The sequence below is a fragment of the Microbacterium sp. ABR10 genome, from assembly GCF_057812175.1.
The window spans coordinates 2,719,712-2,743,703 of sequence record NZ_CM173821.1; the positions used below are offsets into that span (position 1 = coordinate 2,719,712).

The following is a 23,992-nucleotide window of genomic DNA, read 5'->3' on the forward strand; positions in this document are numbered from 1 at the left end:
CGCCGGGACGGTCGTCAGTTGCGGGCGAGGGCTGCCGCCACGACGTCGAGCCCCTCGTGCAGCAGCTCGTCACCGATCGACAGCGGGGGCAGGAACCGGATGACGTTGCCATAGGTGCCGCAGGTGAGGACGATGACGCCCTCCGCGATCGACGCCTTCGCGACGGCGGCGGTGAGGGCGGCGTCGGGGGCGCCGGTGGTGGGGTCGACGAACTCGGCGGCGATCATCGCACCGTGACCGCGCACGTCGCCGATACGGGGGTCGTTCGCCTGGAGGGCGCGGAGACGGTCCTTCAGCATCTCGCCGATCTGCTGCGCGCGCTCGATGAGCCCCTCGTTCTCGAACGCATCGATGGAGGCCAGAGCCGCGGCGCACGCGACCGGGTTACCGCCGTAAGTTCCGCCGAGGCCGCCCGTGTGGGTGGCATCCATGATCTCGGCTCGTCCCGTCACGGCCGCCAGCGGGAGACCCGCGGCGATGCCCTTGGCGGTGGTGACCAGGTCGGGGACGATGCCGAAGTGCTCGCTGGCGAACATCGCTCCCGTGCGGGCGAAGCCGGACTGCACCTCGTCGGCGATGAAGACCACGCCGTTGTCGCGGCACCAGTCCACGATCGCGTTCAGGAACCCGTCGGCGGGCACGATGAAGCCGCCCTCGCCCTGGATGGGCTCGATGATGACGGCGGCGAGGTTCTCGGCACCGACCTGCTTCTCGATGAGCGAGATCGCCTTGGCGGCGGCCTCGGGGCCCGACAGTCCGTCGCGGTACGGGTACGACAGCGGAGCGCGGTAGACCTCGGCCGCGAAGGGCCCGAAGCCGCTCTTGTACGGCATGTTCTTGGCCGTGAGCGCCATCGTGAGGTTGGTGCGGCCGTGGTACGCGTGGTCGAACGCGACGACGGCCTGGCGCCCCGTGAACTTCCGGGCGATCTTCACGGCGTTCTCGACCGCCTCGGCGCCGCTGTTGAACAGCGCGCTCTTCTTGGCGTGATCGCCGGGCGTGAGGCGGTTCAGGGCCTCGGCGACGGCGACGTAGGAGTCGTACGGCGAGATCATGAAGCACGTGTGGGTGAAGGAGGCGACCTGCTCCTGCACGGCGGCCACCACGGCGGGGTGGGCGTTGCCGACGCTGGTGACGGCGATGCCCGAGCCGAGGTCGATGAGCGAGTTGCCGTCGGCGTCGACCACGACTCCGCCACCCGCGGCGACCGCGTGGATGGGCACGGTGTGTCCGACACCGGATGCCACGGCCGCGGCCTTGCGGTCGAGCAGTTCCTGCGAACGGGGGCCGGGAATGGCGGTGACGAGGCGGCGCTCCTGGGCGAGGGACGGACCGCCGACGGTGGGGAGGGTGTCGAGGCTCATGGCGGCGATGCTACGGACGGCGCGACGCGCCCCGCACTCTCCTGGTTGTACAGTCGCTCGCACCGTCGTATACGTCTCGTACAGGAGGAAGCATGGTCGACACCGCCGCCACTCCGCCGAACCTGCGCGCGCTGCTCGCACGGCGCGACCTGCACCTGCGCCTCGTCGTCGACGAGCACGACCTCACCCCCGGCAGCTTGGACCGACCCGTGCGCTGGGTGCATTCCAGCGATCTCGCCGACCCGACCCCCTTCCTCAGCGAGGGGCTGGTGCTGCTGACCACCGGCACGCAGTTCGCCGGCGCGGTCACCGCGGACTACGTCGCGTACGTGGGACGGCTTGTCGCCCGCGGCGTGCGTGGGCTGGGGTTCGGCACGGAAGTCGTTCGAGACGGGATCCCCCCGGCCCTGACCCAGGCGTGCGTGGCAGCCGGGATGCCCATGTTCGAGGTGCCGTACCGCACGCCGTTCATCGCGGTGGCACGCGCGGGCGCCGAGGCCATCGCCGCCGACGCCTACGCCCGCCGCAGCTGGTCGCTCGCGGCGCAGCGGGCCGTGTCGCTCGCCGCCCTGCGCCCCGACGGCCTCTCGGCCACCCTCGCCGAGCTGTCTCGCCAGCTCGGTTGCTGGGTGGGGCTGTTCGATGCCGCGGGGGCCCTCCGCGATGCCCACCCCGTGGGCACCCTGGCGTCGGCGGCAGTGGATGCCGTCGCGGCCGAGGTGACCGCGATGCTGCGCCGGGGAACGCGGGCCGCCGGCGCGATCCGCGTCGGAGACACGTCGGTGACCGTGCAGACGCTCGGTCGCGGCGGCCACCTCCGCGGCGCCCTCGCGATCGAAGCCTCCGACCTCGATCACGAAGCACGCAGCGTCGTGACCGCGGTGGTGGCGATGGCCGCGCTCGCGCTGGAGCAGCAGGACGGTCTCGGTCGCGCGATCAGCCTGTTCCGCGCGGGCCTCGTCCAGTCGCTGATCGGCGACGACCCCGCGCTCGCGCGCCGCGCTGCGCGCGACCTCTTCGGCCCCCTGCCCGCCGCTCCCGTCATCGTCGCCCTCACCCCCGCGGCATCCGCCCGCTCCACCGCGCTCACAGAATGGCTGGAGCACCGCGGACAGGAGCACCGCGGCGAGATGTTCTTCGGCCGGGGCGACGACGGCCTGGTCATCGTGGTGCCGGCGGGCGCACGCGAGTTGCTCGCCGACATCGCCGATCGGTTCGAGACGGTGATCGGGTGCTCGGCCGCGACGGGATACGACGGGTTCTCACGCGCCCTCACCCAGGCGCGCACCGCGCGGGATCGGGTCTCGACGCCCGGTATCGCCGACTTTGCCGACACCGCCCGCGCCGGACTCATCGCCGCCCTCGGCTCGGAAGCGGCGCGGACGGTCGCCGCGGGGAGCCTCGCACCGCTCCACCTTCACGACGCCGAACAGGGCTCCGCGCTCGTCGACACGCTCGACGCCTGGCTCGCGAACGACTGCTCGCACGAGGCGACGGCGCACGCCCTCGGTATCCACCGCCACACCGTGCGCGCCCGCATCGCCCTGGCCGAGCGCGTCGCCGAGCGCGACCTGTCGTCATTCGCCGCCCGTGCGGAGCTGTGGGCCGCGCTGCGGCTGTCGGAGTAGCCCCCCCCCCCCCCCCCCCCCCCCCCCCGGGTCAGCGTCGGGCCAGTGCACAACGGCGGGGAGTTCTCCGACACGCCGAGTCGCCGGCATCCCGGTCCGGCGTGTCGACGAGAGGGCCCGCCGTTGTGCCCCGATTCCCCCGGCAACCCCACCCACCGTCTCCGCCGCACGGCCTCCTCGTGGGTGCACAACGGCGGGGGGTTTTCCGGCACGCCGAGTGGTCGGGGTCCCGCTCCGGCGTGTCGACGAAAGGGCCCGCCGTTGTGCTCGGGATGCCGTCTGCACCGCTCGACTCCTCCCCACGCGGCGGCCATCCACAGATCCCCGCGCCCCAGGCCGGGAGCGACGGGGCAGCGGCCATCGTGGAGGCATGTGCGAGAGCGGTCATGGCATCCGGACCTTCGCCGGCCTTCGCGGGGCGGGGTTGTCGCGTCGGGACATCGGCGCGGCGACGGCATCGGGCTCCCTCGTGCACCTGCGACGCGGGGTGTACGCCGACAGCGGCGCCTGCGACCCGGTCGTCGTCGCGGCGCGACACGGGGGAGCCGTGGCGTGCGTGACGGCGGCACGGCATCTCGGGCTATGGGTCCTGAACCCCGGTGAGCAGTCACACGTCTGGCTCCGTCGTGGCGGGCACGACCACGCCCACGACGACTGCGACTGCGCTGTCCACCGAGATGACGCCGTCGTCGACTCCCCCTTCACGATTCCCTCCATCGCACGCGTGCTCCGGCAGATCCTGCGGTGCCGCGGCGTCGAGGAGTTCTTCGTGGCGGTGGAGTCGGCGCTGCGTCAGGGCCGGCTGACTCCCACCGCATGGGCGTGGCTGCGAGATCACCTCAACGAGGCGGGGAGAGACGCGATGACGTTCGCCCGATCCGACGCCGACAGCGGGCTCGAGTCCCTCGTGCGATGGCGGCTGCGTCGATTGAACCTTCCGGTGCGGACGCAGGTCGGGATCGTGTCGGTGGGCCGCGTCGACCTGCTCATCGGGGATGCACTCATCGTCGAGGTGGACGGCGCGGCGCACCACGACGCGCCGGCGGATCGACACCGGGATCTGCAACGGGACGCTCATGCAGCCGCGTGGGGTTTCATCACTCTGCGGTTCGACTACGCCCTCGTCGTGCACGATTGGCCGACGGTCGAGCTCGCCATCCTCGCCCACGTCGACCGCGGCCGGCACCGCTTCCGTTGACGCCGCCGACCCTGTTCCCGGCGCACCAGGCGGCCGCACGAGAACCCCGCGTGCTGACCCGCGCACAACGGCGGGCGAATTCACCGACACCCCGCTCTCGGGCGTCGCGAACCGGCGCGTCGAAGAAAGGCCCGCCGATGTGCACGGCCCCGCCGATGTGCACGGCCCCGCCGATATGCACGGGCCCGCCGATATGCACGGGCACGCCGATGTGGCCGGAGCGCGCTACGCCCGCGCCGGATCCATCGGCGCGAAGCGCCGCAGGCTCTCGCGCGAGGTCAGGCGAGAGGCAGCGAGCGAGCCCGCGACGGCGAGGAAGATCGGCACCAAGAGGGTGAAACCGGTGTCGGTGAACTCGATGACGAGCGCGATCGCGGTGAAGGGCGCACGCATCGTGGATGCCAGGAAGGCGGCGGCCGCCACGATCGCCAACGCCGTGCCATCGGCTCCCGGCCACACGAACGCCCAACCGGCGGCCGCTGCGGCGCCCAGTGCCGCGCCGATCGCGACCGACGGCTGCAGCGTGCCGCCGATCGCCCCGGCACCGAGCGAGACGGAGGTCGCGACGTACTTCATCACGGCGAGCGCGATGAGCAGGATCGCGGGCTGGGAGAGGTCGAAGCCCGCCGCCGCCAACGCGCGACCGTTGCCGAGGATGAGAGGGAAGACCGCGCCGAGCGCTCCGACGGCCGCGAACGCGACGGGCAGGGCCACGAGCAGCCGCCACCCCTCGGGACGGAACCGCGCGAGCGTCCTGGTCACGGCGGAGAAGCTCGACGCGCCCCACCCCATCAGCGGCCCGATGAGGATCGCGGCGACGATGAGCGAGGCGTTCACCTCGACGGATGCCACGGAGTACAGCGATCCGTCGCCGACGAGCGGCCGCGCGACGAGCGTCGCGATCGAGCTGGCGGCGAGCGCGACCACCGCAGCGCCGACGCTGAACTGCGCGAGCAGGATCTCGATGGCGAAGAGGGCACCGCCAAGGGGCACGTTGTAGACGGCGGCGAGACCGGCCCCGGCGGCTGCGGCGATCAGGATGCGGGACCATCGGGCGTCGAGGCGGAACCACCGCACGATCTTCGACCCCGCCATCGCCGACAGTTCGCGCGGCGCGACCTCCTTGCCGATCGATGCTCCCATCGCCACCGACGCCACCTGCAGGACGGTGTCCGCGAGTGTCTCCCACCAGGGCATCCGCGCCCCGTCTACGCCCTGCTCGACCGTGGCGAGACGTCGACCGAACCGGCGGAGCAGATACCACCCCACGGCGACGACGGCGCCGGCCCCGCCCACCGTCGCTATCGGAAGCCACCAGGGGTCGGGAAAGGCGACGCCGTCGAGGAACGGCCCCTCCTCGTGACCCCATACGAGGTGCTCCAGGCTGTGGACGGTCCAGACGAGCAGCAACACGGCGAGACCCGCGCCGACGCCGACGAGTGCGGTCGCAGCTCCCAGCCGGACGAGCGAGCCGAGTCCACGGCGTCGGGAGCGGAGGGGCGTGGTGAGCGCTGTCACCCGCTCACGGTAACCGACCCGTGTGTCGCGCCGACGGCGCGCTAGCGTGACGGCATGACGCCCCCGCCTCCCCCGCTGCCCCGGCGCGGCATCGACGTCCTCGGCATCGTCGCAGTGTGCCTCGCGAGCCTCGTGGTGTTGCCGACGCTGGCGGTGATCCTGATCGGCCTGATCCCCGAGATGAACGCCATCTGGTGGCTCGGGATCGTGCTCCTTCCGCTCCTCGTCCTCGACGGTGCCCTCGTCGTGGTGCTGGGGGCGATCGGTGTCGTGGTGGGGGTGAGACGCCGCGGCCCACGGGCGATCTCGATCGTGGCGGTGGTGGTCGGCATCCTGCTGCTGCTTCCGCCCTTCCTGCTGTGGGTGGGATCGGCGATCTGACCCTCGGCGCGCCGGGATCGGAACACTAGGCTCGGGTCCGTGACTTCCCGTGCTCCTCTCTCCCGCAAGCTGTCCGCTATCGCCGAGTCCGCGACCCTCAAGGTCGACGCCAAGGCCAAGGCCCTCCAGGCCGCCGGCCGTCCGGTGATCTCCTATGCGGCCGGAGAGCCCGATTTCGCGACCCCTTCGTTCATCGTGGATGCCGCAGCCGACGCATTGCAGAACCCGGCGAATTACCGCTACACCCCCGCCGCGGGTCTCCCGGTGCTGCGCGAGGCGATCGCGGCCAAGACGCTCCGCGACTCGGGCCTCGAGGTGACCCCGTCGCAGGTCATCGTGACCAACGGCGGCAAGCAGGCGGTGTACCAGGCGTTCCAGACCGTCGTGAACCCCGGCGACGAGGTGCTGCTGCCGGCTCCGTACTGGACGACATACCCCGAGGCCATCGCGTTGGCCGACGGGACCCCGGTCGAGGTGTTCGCCGGCGCCGACCAGGATTACAAGGTCACCGTGGCCCAGCTCGAGGCCGCCCGCACCGACAAGACGACCGTGCTCGTGTTCGTCTCGCCGTCGAACCCGACCGGCTCGGTGTACACCGCCGAGGAGACCGCCGAGATCGGCCGCTGGGCCCTCGAGCACGGCATCTGGGTCATCACCGACGAGATCTACCAGAACCTCACCTACGAGGGCGTCCGCGCCGTCTCGATCGTCGAGGCCGTTCCCGAACTCGCCGAGCAGACGATCCTGCTCAACGGCGTCGCCAAGACCTACGCCATGACCGGATGGCGCGTGGGCTGGATGGTGGGACCGGCGGATGCCATGAAGCTCGCCGCCAACCTGCAGTCGCACCTGTCGAGCAACGTCAACAACGTCGCCCAGCGCGCCGCCGCCGCAGCCCTGAACGGGCCCCAGGGCGAGGTCGAGCAGTTCCGTGAGGCGTTCGACCGTCGCCGCCGCCTGATCGTGTCGGAACTGTCGAAGATCGACGGCGTCGAGGTCCCTAACCCCCTCGGCGCGTTCTACGTGTACCCCGACGTGCAGGGGCTGCTGAACCGAACGTGGGGCGGCGTGACCCCCACGTCTTCCCTCGAGCTGGCCGATCTCATCCTCGAGCAGGCCGAGGTCGCCGTCGTCCCCGGCGAGGCCTTCGGCCCCAGCGGCTACCTACGCCTGTCGTACGCGCTCGGCGACGAGCAGCTGCTCGAGGGCGTGCAGCGCCTCCAGCGTCTGTTCGCCTGAGTCCGCGCCGCGCCCAGGGTCCCGCGCCGGGGCCCTGAGGTCGTCGCAGCGCGAGCGGCCGGGGCGGTCAGAACGCGAGGCGGCCGAGTCCGTCGCGGCGGAACCACGTGACGAGCGGAGGGCCGGGGATCAGCGGAGGACCGCATGACGCGGTCCGTCCTCCGCACGTCCCCGGCCCTCCATCCGTCACCGGCCGGGGCAGCCGGCGGGGCTACAGCTCGACGCCCACCAGCACCGGCTCGGGCTGCAGCACCAGGCCGAACTCCGACGCCACCCGGCTCTGCACGAAGCGGGCGAGTTCGGCGATCTCCGCAGCTGTGGCCTCGCCGCGGTTGGTCAGCGCGAGCGTGTGCTTGGTCGACAGGCCGGCGCGCGAGCGCGGGAAACGGAAACCGCGCGAGAGCCCGGCGTTCTCGATCAGCCAGGCCGCGCTCACCTTCACCTCGCGCTGTTCGACGGGGGGAGGCGGAAGGATGCCGTCGAACGCGGCCAGCGGGATCACCCTGACCGCGTCGAGCTCCGGCGACAGGGGCCACTTCGGGCACGCCGCGGGGAGTGTCCGGGCGAACGCCTCGGAAACGATGGCGTTCTGGAAGAAGGAGCCGGCACTCCAGGTGTCGGGGTCTTCGTCGTCGAGGACCATTCCCTTGCGCGAACGGGTGGCGAGGACGTGGTCGCGGATCCAGCGCAGCGACACCGTGTCGGCGGCATCCAGTCCCAGGGCGGAGCGCAGCTGTTCGCCCGCGATCGGACGCTCCCCGTCGCCGACGCGCGCGAGCTCGAGCGTCGCCGAGAGGATGACGGCGGTGCGCCGGGGCGTGGAGCCGTAGTGCTGCTTGAGGACGGAGGTGCGGAACCCGAGTCCGAGCTCGGAGGCGGGAACGACCGACACCTCGCCGTTCGCCTCATCGATCAGCTCCACCTCGACGAGGGTCTGCACGATCTCTTGCCCGTACGCGCCGATGTTCTGCACCGGCGCCGCACCGACCGTACCGGGGATCCCCGACATCGCCTCGATGCCGGCGAACCCGCGCGCGACGGTCTCGGCGACGAGCGCATCCCAGTCGTGGCCGGCCTGCACCCGAAGGCGCACGGCGGCGTCATGCGACCCGGGCAGTTCCTCGATGCCGGTCGACCGCACGCGGATGACGGTGCCGTCGAAGGGCTCGTCGTCCACGAAGATGTTGGACCCGCCGCCGAGCACCAACCAGGGCTCTCCGTCGGCCCACACCTCGCGAAGGGCGGCGACCAGCTCGTCGGTGGAGTGCGCGTCGACCAGGCGGGCGGGCTTCCCTCCGGTGCGCAGGGTCGTCAGTCGCGACAGCGGGATCGGGGCGACCTCGGGCATCAGCTCACCCGCACCCGTACCTGCGCCTTGCCGAGCACGGAGGTGTCGGCGAACCGGACGGTGAGGTCGACGCGCGCCGTCTCGTCGTCGATGGCACCGACCTCGGCGCGCACGTGGATGTCGGCGCCGGTCATGGCGTCCACGATCACGGGACGCGTGAACTTCACGCCGCACTCGGCCATCAGGCCGGGGTCCCCCAGGGCGTCGGAGACGATCCCGACGGCGATCCCCATCGTGAGCATGCCGTGCGCGAGCACGCCCGGCAGGCCGACCGCCGCGGCCACGTCGTCGTTGTAGTGGATGGGGTTGAAGTCGTTCGATGCGCCCGCGTACCGCACGAGCGACTCGCGCGTGAGGTGCACGGAGCGTTCGGCGATGATCTGGCCCACGGTGAAATCGCTCATGCGTCGGAGTCCCCCACGAGAAGAATGCTGGTGGTGGTCACGACGTGGGCGCCGTCGGCATCCACGACCTCGGCCTCCATCGTGACCATGGAGCTGCCCCGCATCGCTCGGACGCCGGCGACCGTCAGCGTGGCGACCAGTTCGTCTCCGGCGACGATCGGCCGCGAGTAACGGAAACGCTGCTCGGCGTGCACGACGCGTGACAGCTCGATGCCGGATTCCGGGTAGCCGAGCATCTGCTGCAGCGTGATGTCCTGCATGACGATGGCGAACGTCGGCGGGGCGACGACGTCGGCATAGCCGAGTGCGCGAGCCGCTTCGGGGTCGACGTGCTGCGGGGCGTCGGCGAAGACGGCGCGCGCGAACTCGCGCACTTTCTCTCGACCGACCAGATACGGCGCGGTCGGCGGGAAGGCGCGACCGACCAGTTCGGGATTCACGGGCATCGAGTCAGTCTATCGACGCGACCGGTCGCCCTCTCAGCGCTGGTGGCGACCGCGGACGGCCTTGATCCCCATCTGCACGGCGATGAATGCCAGGAACACCGAGAAGAGGATGTTGCCGACGAGCGGATCGACGAGCGTGGCGATGAAGGCGCCCAACGCAGTCGTCGTACAGGCAGCGAGCCCGACGAACGCCGCCGCTCGCAGGTCGACGTTGGATCGGCGCAGGTTGCCGACGGTCCCCGAAACGGCCGCGGGGATCATCATCAGCAGCGAGGTGCCCTTGGCGATGAGGTCGCTGGTGCCGAAGAGCAGCATGAGCGCGGGCACGACGATGATGCCGCCGCCGACGCCGAGGAGGCCGGCCAGGATGCCGGTGATCACACCGAGCACCCCGAGCAGCGGTCCGGTGACCCAGGTCAGGACGAGCTCGGCGTCGCGCGAGGGCACGACGAAGTAGAGGCTGACGATGACGATGGCGAGGAACGCCACGAACGACCACCGCAACGCGGTCTGCGACAGCTTCGGGAGCAGCCAGGTGCCGATCTGCGCGCCGACCACGGCACCGGCGGCCAGGATGAGGGCGGGAAGCCACGCCACCGACCCGTGTACCGCGTACGAGATCACGCCGACGGATGCCGTGGGCACGATGGCCGCGAGAGAGGTTCCCGCGGCGAGCCGCTGGTCGAAACCGAGCAGGAGCACGAGCAGGGGCACGATGACGGTGCCGCCGCCCACGCCGAAGAGCCCGGACAGGAGTCCGGCCAGGAGACCCACGCCGATGCAGACGGCGTAGAACCGGGTGGAGCGGACGGGGCGGGTGTCGGGGGTCACGGGCTCGGGGTTCCTTCGCAAGACGGTCCACGGCGGCGAAGCGCCACCGACCAACCAGTCTTCCACTCGCGCGGTGCGCGACGAAACGACACCCGCCGGGGAACGTGCCGCCCCGGAAAAGAAAGCGGCCCCCGGTGGTCCGAAGCCGCGTCCACCGGGGGCCGTCGCCCTCACAGGTCAAGCTGGACGGTGACCCGAACACCGGCCGGCGACCACTCGCGTGAGGGTGCGACAAGATGACGATAATCGCGCCACCCCCGCCGATCGACCGGTTGACGACGGTAGCTCGGAGTGCTAAATACTTATGCCGCTAGTTTTTCGTTCGGAGGCGGGAATGCGTCCCCCGCGGGTGCCGTTGCAGTCCAGCATGACAACCGTAGGAATCATCGGAGCAGGACACATCGGCTCGGCGCTCGCGAAGGGCTTCGCGAAGAACGGCTACGACGTCGTGATCGCCAACTCCCGAGGGCCCGAGACGCTCACCGACCTCGTGTCGTCGATCGGCGACAACGCCCGCGCGGCAACGGCCCAGGATGCCGCAGAAGCCGGCGACATCGTCGTCGTCACCGTGCCGCTGAAGGCGATCGCCGAGGTGCCCGTCGCCCCGCTCGCCGGCAAGGCCGTGCTCGACACCAACAACTACTACTTCGAGCGCGACGGACAGATCGCCGAACTCGATGAGAAGAAGACGACCACTTCGCAGATGCTTCAGGACCACCTGCCGCAGTCGCACGTGGTGAAGGCGTTCAACCACATCAAGGCCGCTGACATCCTCACCGACGGCTCCCCCGCCGGCAACGAGAACCGTCGCGCACTCGCCACTTCCAGCGACTCCGACGAGGCCGTCGCCCTCGTCGCCCGTGTCTACGACGAGTTCGGCTTCGACACCGTCAACGTCGGTCCGCTCAGCGAGAGCTGGCGCGTCGAGCGCGATCAGCCGGCCTACGTCGTACGTCAGAACGCCGACGAGCTGACGCGGAACCTGGCTCGCGCCGAGCGCTGACGTCGGGCCGCGACGGCCGGGCCCGACCCGCGCCGGTCCGCGCCGGTCCGCGCTGGTCCGCGACGCGCCGAGCGTGGGTCTGACCCGCGCCCGGCGCCTGACCCGCGCCCGGCGCCTGACCCGCGCCGCGCCGCACCATAAACGCGATTCACGCCGATAAACGCGCTCCCGCCGTGTTTATAGACGCGGATCGCGTTTATGCGTGGATGCCGCAATCCGACACCGCCGCCGCGATACCCGCGCCGCGCGCCCCATCAACGAGGGCCCAACCCCCAACACACCCATAAACGCCATATGCACGCATAAACACACCCTCCCCGTGTTTATGCGCGCGGATCGCGTTCATGCATGGATGCCGGGGCCCCGGCCGCCCACACCGGGTCACCTACGCCGGCGACCGACGCCGGCAACCTACGCCGGCGACCGAACGCCCGGGCAGGGTGGGCTCAGAGCGACGCGAGCGCCCGATCCACGTCGGCGATGAGGTCGTCGACGGACTCGATGCCCACCGACAGACGCACGATGGTGTCGGGCACCGCGAGCTCGGTGCCGCGCACGGACGCGTGGGTCATGGCATCCGGGTAGTTCACGAGCGACTCCACACCGCCCAGGGACTCCGCGAGGGTGAACAGACGCGTCGACTCCGCGAAACGACGGGCGGTCGCGCCGTCGGCCAGGGCGAGCGAGACGATGCCGCCGAAGCCGCTCATCTGTGTCGCCGCGAGCTTGTGGCCCGGGTGCGCGGGGAGGCCCGGGTAGTACACCGTCGCGACCCGATCGTGGCCGGCCAGGTGCTCGGCAACGGCCTGCGCGTTCGAGCTGTGACGCTGCATGCGGATGCCGAGCGTCTTGATCCCGCGCGTGGTGAGGTAGGCGTCGAACGGCCCCGACACCGCTCCCGCGGCGAACTGCAGGAACTGCGTCTTCTCGGCGAGGTCGGCGTCGGCGAAGGCCAGCGCGCCGCCGACGACGTCACTGTGGCCGCCCAGGTACTTCGTTGCCGAGTGCACCACGACGTCGGCTCCCAGCGCGATGGGACGCTGCAACGCCGGCGAGGCGAAGGTGTTGTCCACGACGACGATCGCGCCGACCGCGTGCCCCAGGCGGGCGAGACCGGCGATGTCGGTGATACGCAGCATCGGGTTGCTGGGCGTCTCGACCCAGACCATCTTCGGAGCGCGCTCCTCGATGGAGGCGGCCACGGCATCCAAGTCGCTCATGTCGACCACGCGCAGCGTGATGCCCCACGGGCCCAGCACGCGGGCGAGCAGGCGGTAGGTGCCGCCGTAGACGTCGTTGCCCATCAGCACCTCGTCGCCGGGGACGAGCGCCGCGCGCAGCAGCGCGTCCTCGCCGGCCAGGCCGGAGGCGAACGACAGGGCGCGGACGGCCCCTTCGAGTGCGGCGATCTGCGACTCCAGCGCGGTGCGCGTGGGGTTTCCGCTGCGGCCGTACTCGTAGCCGCCGCGGAGGCCGCCGATGCCGTCCTGCGCGTAGGTGGTGGACACGTGGAGCGGCGGGATGACCGCACCGGTCGTCTCGTCGGGGGTCTGGCCCGCGTGGACGGCGAGGCTGTCGAAACCGCGGGCGGCGTCGTGGGTGCTCATGAAGAGTGCTCCTGGGTGCTCGGAGGAATGACGGATGCCACCGGTGCAACGTCGTAGCCCCGCCCGATCATCCAGTCATCGTCGAAGATCTTGCTGAGGTAACCGCGGCCGTGGTCGGGCAGCACCACGACCACCACCGCGTCGGCGGGGAGATCGCGGGCGACGCGGAGGGCGGCGACGACGGCCATGCCGCTGGAACCGCCCACGAGCAGCCCCTCCTCGCGTGCGAGGCGCCGCGTCATCGCGAACGACTCGGCGTCGGATACGCGCTCGTACCCGTCGACGAGCGAGGGGTCGAAGGCCGGCGGCCAGAAGTCCTCGCCGACACCCTCGACGTCATAGCCGTGGATCTCGTCGCCCGAGTAGATCGAGCCCACCGGGTCGGCGCCCACGATGCGCACGCGATCCCCCGCGACCTCGCGCAGGTAGCGACCGGTGCCGGTGATCGTGCCTCCCGTGCCGACGCCGGCGACGAAGTGGGTGATCTCGCCCTCCGTATCACGCCAGATCTCGGGACCGGTGGTCTCGTAGTGACTGCGCGGACCATTCGGGTTGGCGTACTGGTTGGGCTTGAAGGCGCCCGGGATCTCGCGCACGAGGCGGTCGGAGACGCTGTAGTACGAGTTCGGGTCGTCGGGCTCGACGTTCGTCGGCGTCACCACGACCTCGGCGCCGTAGGCCCGGAGGACGGCACGCTTGTCTTCGGCGACCTTGTCGGGCACAACGAAGACGCAGCGATACCCGCGCTGCTGGGCGATGAGCGCCAAACCGACCCCGGTGTTGCCGCTGGTGGGCTCGACGATCATGCCGCCCGGACGCAGCAGGCCGTCGCGCTCGGCGGCATCCACGATGTTGGCGGCGATGCGGTCTTTCGCCGACCCGCCGGGGTTGAAGTACTCGATCTTCGCGAGCACGGTGGCGGCGATGCCATCGGTCACGCGCGCCAGACGGACGAGGGGGGTATTGCCGACGAGGTCGGCGACGCTGTGGGCGTAACGCACGATGGATTCCTGAGGATGAATGCGCCGGAGGGCGCGGCTGACGGGGTCGTCGAAAGAACGCGGAGAGCGTTCAGCGACAACAGCGACAGGTCAGCACGCCGCTAGCATACCGCGACTGCTCCGGCGTCACGACACGGCACCGAGGAACTCGTCGAAGCTCTGGGCCGCGCGGCCGGTCACCCGTTCGACATCGTCGGAGACGGCGGCGAGGTCACCGCTCGCGATCGCCGTGTAGGTGCTGACCCACGCGTCGACCTGCCAGCGCGGGGCGCCGTACGCCGCACGCGACGCGTAGGCCTCGTCGAGGCTCTCGTCGACGAACCGCACGGGGTGACCTCGCACCGCGGAGATCTTCTCGGCCACCTCCGCCAGCGTCAGCGCCTCGGGACCCGTGAGGTCGTACGAGATGTCGGCGTGGTCGGCGGGATCGAGGAGCACCGACACCGCGGTGGCCGCCACGTCGGAGCGGGAGACGAGCGAGCACCGCCCGTGGGCGGCCGGACCCCGAATGACGCCGTCATCACCGGCGAAGAGCTCCATCATGTCCATGTAGAAGTTGTCGCGCAGGAACGTCCAGGTCATCCCCGAGCCGCGGATGACGTCCTCCGTCGCAGCGTGATCACGGCCGAGCGTGAAGACGGCGTCCGGGGCCGCCGCCAGGAACGACGTGTAGACGATCGAACGGACGCCGGCGGCAGCAGCCGCCTCCACGAAGGTGCGGTGGTGCTCGACGCGGTCGGCGGTCTCCGACGCCGACACCATGAAGAGCGTCTCGACCCCTTGCAGGGCCGCGCGGGCGGCATCCCCGTCGGAGTACCGGGCCACCCGCACCTCCGCGCCCTCGAGGGAGGGGGCGCGCGATGCATCGCGCACCAGAAGGCGTTGGGGGATGCCGCGGGCGGCCAGATCGCGGGCGACGCGACCTCCCACGGCGCCGGTGGATCCGGTGACGGCGATGACGGGCGTGGGCATTCGGCCTCCGGGAGGGAACGAGCGGTGCTCCCAGCGTAAGCCGCCGCCGACCCCCCAGTCCGTGAAACGACTCAGGAGGAGGGGACCACCAGACGCGCCACTCGCACCCGCACGCGAGACGGCACGTCGTCGACACCCGCGCCCCGCGCGGCGGCGGCGACGGCGGTGGCGACGCTCGCCGCGTCGTCGGTCTGCGACACCCCGATGCACACGGTGATCGCGCGGGCTCCGGCCGCCTCTTCGACGGAAGCGAGCGAACCCTCCACCTCGGCGACGTGCTCGAACGCGCGGGCCACCACGGGACGGGCGGAATACGTCTCTCGCACCCCCTCGACCGCAGTCACGGCGAGGTCGATACGCGGGGCCAGTTCTGCGGCGGTGATCGCAGTCATTCGTCTTCTCCCTCGTCCGTGTGCACGTCACCCACGGTGACGTCGACGCGGCCCACCTTCAGGTCGCCGTGGTGCTCGATCGCCGTGCGGATGCCGGTGCGCATTTCTTCGACCGCCACGGCCATCGCGCGACCGAAGCGCACGCTCACGGTGACGCGCACCTCGAGCGGGGCCCCGGGCTCCGGCTGATTCAGGCGCACGCGGCCGACCAGCACGCCCTCGACGCCGTCGCCGACGGTGCGGATGAGTTCGTAGATCGCTCCCTCGGTGACGACGATCTCCGTACCGTCGTCGGTGCGGGCGAGCGGGATGTCGCGGCCGGCGCGGAACTCCCGCATCACCTGCCGCATGATGCTGTCGTACCAGGACTCGGCGAGAGGCTCGGCCGCCTGCTCCTCCACGATCTCGCGGGACAGGCGACCCATCCGCTCCATGGATGCCAGGATCGCCTGGCACTCGGCGTTGCGCTCGATGGCGGGGATACGGGGGGTGCGCCCACGATCGAGATAGGCCGAGAGGTCTTCGAGGGAGTACCCCGAACCTCCGATTTCTTCGCTGTGCTCGCTCATTCCGGTCACCTCCACTCCTGCATGCGTTCCAACACGGTCTTACGGGCGCGGGCGAGGCGGCCTCGCACCGTCGCCGCGGTCTCACCGACCTCGACGGCGATCTCGTCGTAGCTGTGGCCGCCGACCTCGCGCAGCACCCACACGACCCGCAGTTCCTCGGGCAGGTCGGCGAGCACCTTCTTCAGCGCCTCCATCTGTGAAGATGCCACAACGGAGCGCTCGGGGTCGTCCTTGGCCGACACCATCTGCTCGTCGATCTGCTCCGAGATCTTGCGCGAGCGCATCCGGTCGGTGACCTTGCGCGACACGATCGTGGTGAGCCAGCTGCGCACCTTCTCGGGATCGGTGAGATCGGGAAGACGACGCCAGGCCGTGATGAGGGCTTCCTGCACGCAGTCATCGGCGTCGGCGCGCGAGCCCGTCAACCGCGTTGCGAAGGCGACGAGGAATGGCGCGTGCCGTCGCACCAGCACGCCGAAGGCGAGCTGGTCGCCGTCGGCCGCCCGCGACGCGAGGAACGCGTCGGTGGCGGAGGACAAAGAGGGCATCGCGGTTCCTGTCAGAAATTTCTCAGTCTCGATCCGTGACGTTTCACGAATCGGTTCCGTCCACTCAGCGAACACCCCCACGGTCGATATGGCCCGGGATCTTGACGAAAGGATGTTCCTCATGGCACAGAACGCCTCCCTCCCCCGCGACGCCCGCAGCAACGGGGGCAAGACCGTCATCGTCGACCCCGTGGTCGCCAAGGTCGCTGGCATCGCCGCAGCCGAAGTGCCCGGCGTGCACGCCCTCGGCGGCGGCGCCGCCCGCGTCATCGGCAACATCCGTCAGGCCGTCGGCGCCAAGGACTACGCCCAGGGCGTCAGCGTCGAGGTGGGCGAGACCGAAGTCGCCGCCGACATCGCCATCCAGGTCGACTACCCCGAGCGCATCCAGCGCGTCGCCGCGAACGTGCGCTCGGCCGTTGAGAAGGCGATCACCGACATCGTGGGCATGAAGGTCGTGGAGGTCAACGTGACGGTGGTCGACGTGTTCATCCCCGGCGACGACGAGGACGACGCGGAAGAGGCGCGGGTTCACTGACCCGCGACCCTGAGCGTCTCCGACGTCAACCCGCCGCCCGGTGTCGGTGCTCGACGCTATCTTCGACACCATCCCGACCTGAAGGATCTCCATGCGCATCGCCCTCACCGGCTCTTCCGGCAAGCTCGGCACCGTCGTCGCCCGCGAACTGCGGGCCGCCGGCCACGACGTCATCGGCCTCGACATCCACGGCGAACGCGGCCCCGGATTCGTTCAGGTCGAGCTCACGGACTACGGCCAGGTGATCGACGCCCTCGCCGGGGTGAACGACCAGCACACCGGCTTCGACGCCGTGGTTCACCTCGGGGCGATCCCCGCGCCCGGCATCCGCTCCGACATCGCCACGTTCCACAACAACATGACGGGCACGTTCAACGTGTTCTGGGCTGCCGTGCGGCTCGGCATCCGCAAGATCGTCTACGCCTCCAGCGAGACGGTGCTGGGGCTGCCGTTCGACGTCCCGCCGCCCTACATCCCGGTCGACGAAGAGTACGCTCCTCGCCCCGAGTCGGTCTACTCGCTCGTGAAGACACTCGAAGAGCGACTCGCGACCGAGCTGGTGAGGTGGCATCCCGACCTCTCGATCACGGCGCTCCGGTTCTCGAACGTCATGGTCCCCGCCGACTACGCGGAGTTCCCCTTCGACGCCGACGCGCGCACGCGCAAGTGGAATCTATGGGGCTACATCGACGCGCGCGACGGCGCGCAGTCGATCCAGCGCGCCCTCGAGACCGCACCGACCGGCTTCGACACATTCATCATCGCGGCCGCCGACACGGTCATGACCCGTCCGAACGCCGAACTGGTCGCCGAGATCTTCCCGGGCGTCGAGACCCGGGGCGAAGTGGGCGAGAACACGACGCTGCTGTCGATCGACAAGGCGCGGCGTCTGCTCGGCTACGACCCGCAGCACTCGTGGCGCGATCACAGATGACTCCTGACGACGATCAGCCGGCCATTCCGCTGCCGACCGCCCACGAGAAGGAGGTCAGCTTCTTGGCCCGCAGCGGTGCGGTGGTGACCCTGCGACTGATCGACACGGGTCGATACGAGCTCAAGCTCGACACCCGCGGCGACTACACCGCCGTGCTCCTGCACGACGGTGAGACGTTCGAGTTGCATCCCGCCCCCGGGGTGCACGCTCTCGGCGGTACGGGGCTGACCGCGACCGACATCTACGAGGGGTTCTGACCCGCGGCGCAACCCCCGCAGCCGCCTCGCCGGTGCGGGCTTGACTGGGGTCACCGACCAGCCAGGAGGACCACCGTGAGCGAGCCCGCCGACAGCTACGACATCGCCGTGATCGGCGCCGGTCCGGCCGGAACGGCTGCGGCCCTCCGCGCGGCGGAGCTCGGGGCGTCCGTCGTCGTCCTCGAAGCCGGCCGCGTCGGCGGTACGTGCGTCAACACCGGCTGCGTCCCCACTCGCGTTCTGGCCAAGGCCGCACGGCTCATGCGCGAGACCCGCTCGGCTGACGACTACGGCATCGTCGTCGACGAGCCTCGGGTGGACTGGTCGGCGGTGGTGTCCCGCGTGCACGAACGAGTGGATGCCGTGCGCTCCATCAAGCGCGAGGCGGAGCGCTTCGCCGAGGCGGGCATCGACCTGATCCACGAGGGTCGCGCGCGCTTCGTCGACGACCACACCCTGGCGCTCGACAGTGGCCGCCGGGTGCGCGCGGAGTCGATCCTCGTGTGCGTCGGCGGGCACTCCCGACGCCTCCCGATTCCCGGGGCCGAGCTCGCGACCGTCCCGGAGGACGTGCTGTCCCTGACCGAGCTCCCCCGCCGCGTCGCCGTGATCGGCGCGGGCAACACCGGAGCACAGCTGGTCACGGTGTTCCGTTCGTTCGGCGCCGAGGTCACGCTTCTCGACGTCGCGCCGCGCGTGCTCATGGCATCCGACGCCCGGATCTCCGCCGCCATCGCCGAGTCGTTCGTCGCGCACGGCGTCGCCGTGCACACGGGGATCGACACGGTCGAGCGCCTCGACGAGCGCGACGGCGCGATCCGCCTGACCTGGCGAGAGAGCGACGAGGCGCACGCCGTCGATGTCGACGTGGTCATCATGGCCACGGGATGGCCCGCAGATGTCGAAGACCTCGGTCTCGAACGCGCGGGCATAGAGGTGGAACGATCGGCGATCCCCGTCGACCGCTACTTCCGGACGATCGTGCCGCACATCCTCGCGGTGGGCGACGCCAATGGTCGCGACATGCTCGTGCAGGCGGCGCAGTTCGAGGGCGAGGCAGCAGCCGAGAATGCGGTGCTCGGCGCGAACCGACGCACCCCGCACCATCTTCTCCCCGCCGGCGGGTTCACCGACCCCGACTACGCCGGCGTCGGGCTCACCGAAGAGCAGGCGCGCGACCGCGACCCCTCGTGCGTCGTCGCGACGGTACGGTTCGCCGACCTCGACCGTGCCGTGATCGACGACCGCGAGAGCGGCTTCCTCACGCTCATCGCCGATCGTCGCCGCGAGCTCGTCCTCGGAGCGCACGCGGTGGGCGAGAACGCCGTAGAGGTCATCCAGTCGGTCACGACGGCGATGGCCGCGGGCATCGACGTCGCCACCCTCGCCGGTGTGCGCTTCGCCTATCCCACCTACAGCGCGGTCATCGGCAACGCGGCGCGCGCGCTCCTGCGTAGCGACTCTCCCGCCCTGCTGGAGTGACACACTGACATCGTGACCGCCGCGAACCCCGCCACGACCCCCGCCGACTCCCCCGCGCGGCGCGGGCGTCCGGGCTACGACCGCGAGGGCATCCTCGCCGTCGCCGTGCGGGTGTTCAACGAACAGGGTTACGACGCCACGAGCGTGTCCGACCTCGCCCGACGTCTGGGGCTCGCCAAATCGGCGCTCTACCACCACTTCTCCTCGAAGGAGGAGCTCCTGTCGGTGGCTCTGGAGGCGGCCCTGGGGGGTCTCGAGGCGGTCTTCGACGATCCCCGCGCGTCCGCGGGGGCGGCCACCGACCGCCTGCGCTTCGTGCTCGTCGGTGCGACCGACGTGCTGGTCGCACAGCTGCCCGCGGTGACGCTGCTGCTGCGGGTGCGCGGGAACAGCCCCGTCGAGCAGGCGGCGCTCGAGCGGCGGCGCGTCTTCGACCACAGGGTCACCGCCCTCGTCGCCGCAGCGCAGGCTGAGGGCAGTGTGCGAGACGACGTCGACGCGGCGGTCGCCGCGCGCCTGCTGTTCGGCATGATCAACTCCGTCGTGGAGTGGTACCGCCCCGGCGGCAGTGTCGACGGCGGACGCCTCGGTGCCGACGTCGTGCGCATCGCCCTCGACGGCCTGCGCACACCTTGAACGCCGCGCGGACCACTGAGCCTTCATCGACCGAACGATCAGCAATCGTGTCGCGCGCGAGGGGTCGCATCCACGCTGTGGCAACGCCCGGGCATCGTGGACGCCGTGCGGCGACGTACGACGTCGCCGTCCGCGACGACGCCGAACGGCTCATCGCGACGGCACGCATCACGAACCTGAACGTCGATCCGAACTGACGCGGGCGCTCTGGCATCCTGGATCGATGGCGGAGATCCGAGGGGTTGCACTGCCCCCACGCAGTGCAACCCCTCACCCGCCGAGGTCAGTCCCGAACATCTGTCGGCGGGCGTGCGGGTGTCGTCTCGAAGCCGGAGAGGACACCCACCCCCATCAGTGCGGTGTCTACCGGACGACGATCCTTACAGCCCCCCGAAAAAAATCTCCGTCACTTCGACGTGTAAGGATTCGCCTTGTCCAAACACTTCCTTTTCGAATGCACGGAGACCTACACCGGTGATCGACGAGTCGGATTTCGTGGCGCTCTTCCGCGAGCACCACAACGCCGTTCTCCGATTCATCGAACGGCGCGTCTCGGATCGCGAGGCCGCCGCCGACCTCACGATGGACTGCTTCGAGATCGCCTGGCGCAAACGCGATCCCCGAGAGCCGTTCGGACTGCCGTGGTTGTACCGCACCGCACGCAATCTCATTGCGAATGAATACCGGCGACGTGATCGAGAGGGGGCCCTGTGGACGCATATCGAGGACCACGTACGCACCCTCGCGAGCGAGGCGGAGCCCACGATGACCGCGCGGCTGCTGGATGCCATCCGGGCGCTGCCCGAACGCGAGCGCGAAATACTCTGGCTGACGTACTGGGAGGAACTCTCCGCCGCCGAGGTCGCGGTCGTGATCGGGCTGAGCGAGGGCGCCGTGTGGACGCGGCTCAACCGTCTGCGCGCACGACTACGCCCCCTGCTTCTGAGTTCGACCTCGACCGGCGAGGAGGTGCGCGATGAACGACGATGAGCTCGCCGGTGCACTGCGCCGCCTGGACCCCGCGCGTACCCCGGTCGACGCCCCGATCCCTCTCGACGCGGAACGACGTCTGCGCGAGATCGTCGGCCGTCCCGGCACCCGTCGACGCCGTCCGACCCTCGCCATCGCCTCCGCCGCCGCGGCCGTGGTGCTCGTGCTCGCCATCGTGTCGGGAGTGCTCTGGATGCCGGCACCCTCGGCCCACGCCCTCACCCCCAAGCCCCTCGTCTACTCCGCCGTCGCCGACGATGCGTCGCGGGTCATCGCCGAAGCGCAGCTCCGTCTGGCCGAGTCGACGACGCCGCTCGCGCCGGAGCGTCGATCGCTGTCGCTGGGGTGGTACTTCAGCGGCTCGCCCGATGAAGCGGAGGCCACGGTCTTCCGTCGCGAGTGGGTGGACGTGCGCTGGGCCGAGAATCTCTCCGGGTCGATCGTCACCCTCGCGGCCGAGGCGACCAACGCCGACGGCGACACGGTGCCCGCGGACGATCCGACCCCCGGCACCGTGGTGGGCGATCTGCAGTTCGTGCAGAACCAGTTCTCCCCGCTCTCGCGCACACCACCCGCGCCGACCGCTGACGCCATGCGATCGCTGATCGTCGCCTCGACGGGCGCGAGCGAAGCCCTCACGGCGGGTGACGTGATGCTGGGAGTGCGGTCCTTGCAGAGCGAATGGACGCTCACGGGGAGCCAGCAGTCGGCCTTGCTCGACGTGGTCGCATCCGCCCCCGGGCTGCGCGTCCTCGGCGTCACGAACGACCGCCTGGGTCGCCCTGTCGTCGGGCTCGGCGGCATCCCCTCGACCGCGACCACCTCCGACGTCACGCTGCTCATCTCCACGGAGACGGGCCGCATCGTGGGGTACGAATCGGCTCTCGTCGAGGACAGCCCCAACCTCAAGCTCCCCGCCGGATCGATCACCGACTACATCCTGTGGGATGTACGCGACAGGAAGGACGCTCCGCAATGACCGCACCCGAGAACCTCCACCCCGACATCGCCGCGGCCCTCGAGGACCTCCCCGGCGGGGTCGTGATCGACGCGACCCACGCGCACTGGCCCGAGCTCGGCATGAGCATGGACGTCCCTCCCGAAGATGACAAGGCCGTCGGCAGCTGCGCCACCGGGAACGTATGCGCCTTCAACGGCACGGGGCTGTCGGGCACACGAGTGTCGTGGTCGTCGTGCGGAACATACGCACCCGGCATGACGGTGCGCTCCATCGCCAATGCCCGCTCCGCCGGTTACGCGCAGGCGCGGTCGTCGTCGGGGTCGGTGCTGGCCACCGCGATCGCGGGCTCGTGGGCGAACGTGTCGGGCAGTGTCGCCGACGTGCGGTGCGTTCCCTGACCTGCCGGTCCGCTTAGGGCAGGGCCGGGGGCGGCTTTCCTTGCCGGGGTGCCGCCGTGCTCTTCCGCGTGGGAGTGCCGTTGCGGGCTTTCGCGCGAAATGCTGCCGCGGGATCCGGCGCCGGCGAGCCGCGGGCCCCCGCAGAACGCGCGGACGGCTCAGCGCCAGGGGCGTTCCGACCGGCGGCGCCAGTAGTCGCTCGGATCGGTCGCGAGCTCGGCGAGCACCGAGCGGTCGACCTCCAGGGCTCGCGCCTCGACGCCGCGGCGGAGGTGAGCGAGCGTCGTCGCCCCGCTCAGCACGATGTCCGCGAACGGCTGCGAGAGCGCCGCACCGAGCGCGAAGAGGTCGGGGGCGACCCCGGATGCCGCAGACGCGAGGGCTCCGCCCGGCGCGGCGGACGCGAGCTCGCCGTTGGCAAGCGCTTCCTTGACCACCACGGTCCAGCCCGCGTCGTGCGCCTCCACAAGCGCGCCGCCGACCGAGGACTCTCGCAGGTTCCAGGTGGACTGCACGACGGTAAAGGGACAGTCGTCCAGGCGCATCGCCGCGCGGATGACGTCGGCCTGGCGCGGACCACTCGTGGACAGCCCGACCCGCACGCCCTCGGCCCGCAGATGTCGCACCCGCTGGAGCACCTCGATGTCGGCGAGCGCGGGGCTGTCGGGGGTGACGGAATGGATCAGGTACAGATCCGGCGGAGAACCGAGAGCCGCGAGCGTCTCGGGCCATTGCCGGTCGAACATCGCCGCCGAGTGCTCTTTGCGCTCGTGCACGGCGGCATCCATCTTCCACTCGCCGACGTAGGCGTAGCCCCACTTCGAGCCGATGACGAGCTCGGAACGTCTCTCGGGATGCGCCGCGAGCCAGCCCCCGAGGAACTCCTCGGCGAGCCCGTACGAGCGCGCCACATCGATGTAACGGATGCCGAGAACCCACGCCTCATCGAGCAAGAGGTGTGCGCGCGCCCGGAGCGCCGAGATCGAGCGGTCGACCGGATCACCCAGGTCGTCAGCGCGGTCGGTGGTGATGTACGCCGGCCGGCCGACGGCGGCCAGACCGAAACCCAGGCGGGCGGAAGAAGCGGGCATGCTCCGACGTTATCCGCGCTGCGGGCACAATCGAGATGTCGCCGAGGCAACGGAGGGTCCATGAGTTACACGAACGCCTTCGCCGACGAGGCGCAGCCCATCTGCCCCGCCTGCGGCGTGACGATGCATCCGCTCCTCGACGAGGGCATCCGGGCTGACGAGTGTCGCGAATGCGGGTTCCAGGTGGAGTGGCCCGCAGCGGACTCCGCGCGAGAGGGCGACGACGAGGAGCGGGACACGCGCTGGGATTGAGCGC

General features: G+C 70.6%; 28 protein-coding genes. 15 read left to right on the forward strand and 13 right to left on the reverse strand.

Going from position 1 to position 23,992, the window contains the following annotated elements; translation table 11 throughout:
* Positions 1-14: 14 nt before the first annotated feature.
* Positions 15-1,364: a 4-aminobutyrate--2-oxoglutarate transaminase gene (gene gabT, locus ACXKZF_RS12600; RefSeq protein WP_488984409.1), complete on the reverse strand. Its 1,350-nt coding sequence runs from the start codon at positions 1,362-1,364 to the stop codon at positions 15-17.
* Between the two features lie 92 nt (positions 1,365-1,456).
* On the opposite strand from gabT, the gene ACXKZF_RS12605 reads away from it, so the two are divergent.
* Both ACXKZF_RS12605 and ACXKZF_RS12610 read left to right on the forward strand, forming a co-directional pair.
* The gene (locus ACXKZF_RS12605; protein ID WP_488984410.1) at positions 1,457-2,992 is read left to right on the forward strand and encodes a PucR family transcriptional regulator; all 1,536 of its coding nucleotides are present in this window, start codon (positions 1,457-1,459) and stop codon (positions 2,990-2,992) included.
* 370 nt (positions 2,993-3,362) lie between these two features.
* Positions 3,363-4,190, forward strand: a complete 828-nt coding sequence (locus tag ACXKZF_RS12610) for a DUF559 domain-containing protein (protein WP_488984411.1) — start codon at positions 3,363-3,365, stop codon at positions 4,188-4,190.
* Positions 4,191-4,415: 225 nt separating this feature from the next.
* Here ACXKZF_RS12610 and ACXKZF_RS12615 read toward each other — a convergent pair whose 3' ends face one another.
* The gene (locus tag ACXKZF_RS12615) at positions 4,416-5,708 is read right to left on the reverse strand and encodes a chloride channel protein (protein WP_488984412.1); all 1,293 of its coding nucleotides are present in this window, start codon (positions 5,706-5,708) and stop codon (positions 4,416-4,418) included.
* A gap of 54 nt (positions 5,709-5,762) precedes the next feature.
* Between ACXKZF_RS12615 and ACXKZF_RS12620 the strand changes: the two genes are divergently transcribed.
* On the forward strand, positions 5,763-6,089 hold the full coding sequence (locus ACXKZF_RS12620; RefSeq protein ID WP_488984413.1) for a hypothetical protein: 327 nt from the start codon (positions 5,763-5,765) through the stop codon (positions 6,087-6,089).
* A 39-nt stretch (positions 6,090-6,128) separates the two neighbouring features.
* On the forward strand, positions 6,129-7,328 hold the full coding sequence (locus ACXKZF_RS12625) for a pyridoxal phosphate-dependent aminotransferase (RefSeq protein WP_055956006.1): 1,200 nt from the start codon (positions 6,129-6,131) through the stop codon (positions 7,326-7,328).
* Positions 7,329-7,539: 211 nt separating this feature from the next.
* Here ACXKZF_RS12625 and ACXKZF_RS12630 read toward each other — a convergent pair whose 3' ends face one another.
* From ACXKZF_RS12630 to ACXKZF_RS12645, 4 genes are read right to left on the reverse strand one after another with little or no spacing between them, the layout of a single operon-like run.
* On the reverse strand, positions 7,540-8,676 hold the full coding sequence (locus ACXKZF_RS12630) for a UDP-N-acetylmuramate dehydrogenase (protein ID WP_488984414.1): 1,137 nt from the start codon (positions 8,674-8,676) through the stop codon (positions 7,540-7,542).
* Positions 8,676-9,080, reverse strand: coding sequence for a MaoC/PaaZ C-terminal domain-containing protein (locus tag ACXKZF_RS12635; RefSeq protein WP_055956000.1), 405 nt, complete (start codon positions 9,078-9,080; stop codon positions 8,676-8,678). The genes ACXKZF_RS12630 and ACXKZF_RS12635 overlap by 1 nt, the downstream gene beginning before the upstream one ends.
* Complete coding sequence (locus ACXKZF_RS12640) at positions 9,077-9,526, reverse strand: FAS1-like dehydratase domain-containing protein (protein WP_488984415.1); 450 nt, start codon at positions 9,524-9,526, stop codon at positions 9,077-9,079. Before ACXKZF_RS12640 ends, ACXKZF_RS12635 begins: the two co-directional genes overlap by 4 nt.
* A gap of 33 nt (positions 9,527-9,559) precedes the next feature.
* Positions 9,560-10,378, reverse strand: coding sequence for a sulfite exporter TauE/SafE family protein (locus ACXKZF_RS12645; protein ID WP_327037572.1), 819 nt, complete (start codon positions 10,376-10,378; stop codon positions 9,560-9,562).
* Positions 10,379-10,724: 346 nt separating this feature from the next.
* Here ACXKZF_RS12645 and ACXKZF_RS12650 point away from each other — a divergent pair, with 346 nt between their 5' ends.
* Positions 10,725-11,360 carry an NADPH-dependent F420 reductase gene (locus tag ACXKZF_RS12650; RefSeq protein WP_488984416.1) on the forward strand — a complete coding sequence of 212 codons (636 nt, stop codon included), beginning with the start codon at positions 10,725-10,727 and terminating at the stop codon, positions 11,358-11,360.
* Positions 11,361-11,806: 446 nt separating this feature from the next.
* Here ACXKZF_RS12650 and ACXKZF_RS12655 read toward each other — a convergent pair whose 3' ends face one another.
* The 6 genes from ACXKZF_RS12655 to ACXKZF_RS12680 form a co-directional block, all read right to left on the reverse strand.
* Positions 11,807-12,967, reverse strand: a complete 1,161-nt coding sequence (locus ACXKZF_RS12655) for a cystathionine gamma-synthase (RefSeq protein WP_243223885.1) — start codon at positions 12,965-12,967, stop codon at positions 11,807-11,809.
* Positions 12,964-13,968, reverse strand: coding sequence for a pyridoxal-phosphate dependent enzyme (locus tag ACXKZF_RS12660; RefSeq protein ID WP_488984417.1), 1,005 nt, complete (start codon positions 13,966-13,968; stop codon positions 12,964-12,966). Before ACXKZF_RS12660 ends, ACXKZF_RS12655 begins: the two co-directional genes overlap by 4 nt.
* Before the next feature lie 126 nt (positions 13,969-14,094).
* Entirely contained in the window at positions 14,095-14,940 is an 846-nt protein-coding gene (locus tag ACXKZF_RS12665; protein WP_488984418.1) for an SDR family oxidoreductase, read from the reverse strand.
* Positions 14,941-15,011: 71 nt separating this feature from the next.
* The gene (locus ACXKZF_RS12670; protein WP_488984419.1) at positions 15,012-15,332 is read right to left on the reverse strand and encodes a hypothetical protein; all 321 of its coding nucleotides are present in this window, start codon (positions 15,330-15,332) and stop codon (positions 15,012-15,014) included.
* Entirely contained in the window at positions 15,329-15,901 is a 573-nt protein-coding gene (locus ACXKZF_RS12675) for an Asp23/Gls24 family envelope stress response protein (protein WP_156459194.1), read from the reverse strand. Before ACXKZF_RS12675 ends, ACXKZF_RS12670 begins: the two co-directional genes overlap by 4 nt.
* Before the next feature lie 5 nt (positions 15,902-15,906).
* Complete coding sequence (locus tag ACXKZF_RS12680) at positions 15,907-16,449, reverse strand: RNA polymerase sigma factor (RefSeq protein ID WP_055955977.1); 543 nt, start codon at positions 16,447-16,449, stop codon at positions 15,907-15,909.
* Positions 16,450-16,570: 121 nt separating this feature from the next.
* Between ACXKZF_RS12680 and ACXKZF_RS12685 the strand changes: the two genes are divergently transcribed.
* The 9 genes from ACXKZF_RS12685 to ACXKZF_RS12725 all read left to right on the forward strand — a co-directional run bounded on the left by ACXKZF_RS12685 (position 16,571) and on the right by ACXKZF_RS12725 (position 22,645).
* Positions 16,571-16,987 (forward strand): Asp23/Gls24 family envelope stress response protein, encoded by a 417-nt coding sequence (locus ACXKZF_RS12685; protein WP_055957136.1) that lies wholly within the window; start codon positions 16,571-16,573, stop codon positions 16,985-16,987.
* A 91-nt stretch (positions 16,988-17,078) separates the two neighbouring features.
* Entirely contained in the window at positions 17,079-17,921 is an 843-nt protein-coding gene (locus ACXKZF_RS12690; protein ID WP_243223881.1) for an NAD-dependent epimerase/dehydratase family protein, read from the forward strand.
* A complete protein-coding gene (locus tag ACXKZF_RS12695; protein ID WP_055955971.1) occupies positions 17,918-18,178 on the forward strand; it encodes a hypothetical protein in 261 nt (86 codons plus the stop codon). Before ACXKZF_RS12690 ends, ACXKZF_RS12695 begins: the two co-directional genes overlap by 4 nt.
* 75 nt (positions 18,179-18,253) lie before the next feature.
* A complete protein-coding gene (locus tag ACXKZF_RS12700; protein ID WP_488984420.1) occupies positions 18,254-19,660 on the forward strand; it encodes a dihydrolipoyl dehydrogenase family protein in 1,407 nt (468 codons plus the stop codon).
* 12 nt (positions 19,661-19,672) lie between these two features.
* A complete protein-coding gene (locus ACXKZF_RS12705) occupies positions 19,673-20,296 on the forward strand; it encodes a TetR/AcrR family transcriptional regulator (RefSeq protein WP_488984421.1) in 624 nt (207 codons plus the stop codon).
* Between the two features lie 47 nt (positions 20,297-20,343).
* The gene (locus tag ACXKZF_RS12710; RefSeq protein ID WP_488984422.1) at positions 20,344-20,493 is read left to right on the forward strand and encodes a hypothetical protein; all 150 of its coding nucleotides are present in this window, start codon (positions 20,344-20,346) and stop codon (positions 20,491-20,493) included.
* A 277-nt stretch (positions 20,494-20,770) separates the two neighbouring features.
* Positions 20,771-21,286, forward strand: coding sequence for an RNA polymerase sigma factor (locus ACXKZF_RS12715; RefSeq protein ID WP_055955962.1), 516 nt, complete (start codon positions 20,771-20,773; stop codon positions 21,284-21,286).
* Positions 21,273-22,265: a hypothetical protein gene (locus ACXKZF_RS12720; protein ID WP_488984423.1), complete on the forward strand. Its 993-nt coding sequence runs from the start codon at positions 21,273-21,275 to the stop codon at positions 22,263-22,265. The genes ACXKZF_RS12715 and ACXKZF_RS12720 overlap by 14 nt, the downstream gene beginning before the upstream one ends.
* Positions 22,262-22,645, forward strand: coding sequence for a hypothetical protein (locus ACXKZF_RS12725; RefSeq protein ID WP_055955956.1), 384 nt, complete (start codon positions 22,262-22,264; stop codon positions 22,643-22,645). The genes ACXKZF_RS12720 and ACXKZF_RS12725 overlap by 4 nt, the downstream gene beginning before the upstream one ends.
* A 158-nt stretch (positions 22,646-22,803) precedes the next feature.
* Here ACXKZF_RS12725 and ACXKZF_RS12730 read toward each other — a convergent pair whose 3' ends face one another.
* Positions 22,804-23,736, reverse strand: a complete 933-nt coding sequence (locus tag ACXKZF_RS12730) for an aldo/keto reductase (protein WP_488984424.1) — start codon at positions 23,734-23,736, stop codon at positions 22,804-22,806.
* Between the two features lie 60 nt (positions 23,737-23,796).
* On the opposite strand from ACXKZF_RS12730, the gene ACXKZF_RS12735 reads away from it, so the two are divergent.
* Positions 23,797-23,988, forward strand: a complete 192-nt coding sequence (locus tag ACXKZF_RS12735; protein WP_488984425.1) for a zf-TFIIB domain-containing protein — start codon at positions 23,797-23,799, stop codon at positions 23,986-23,988.
* Positions 23,989-23,992: the final 4 nt, after the last annotated feature.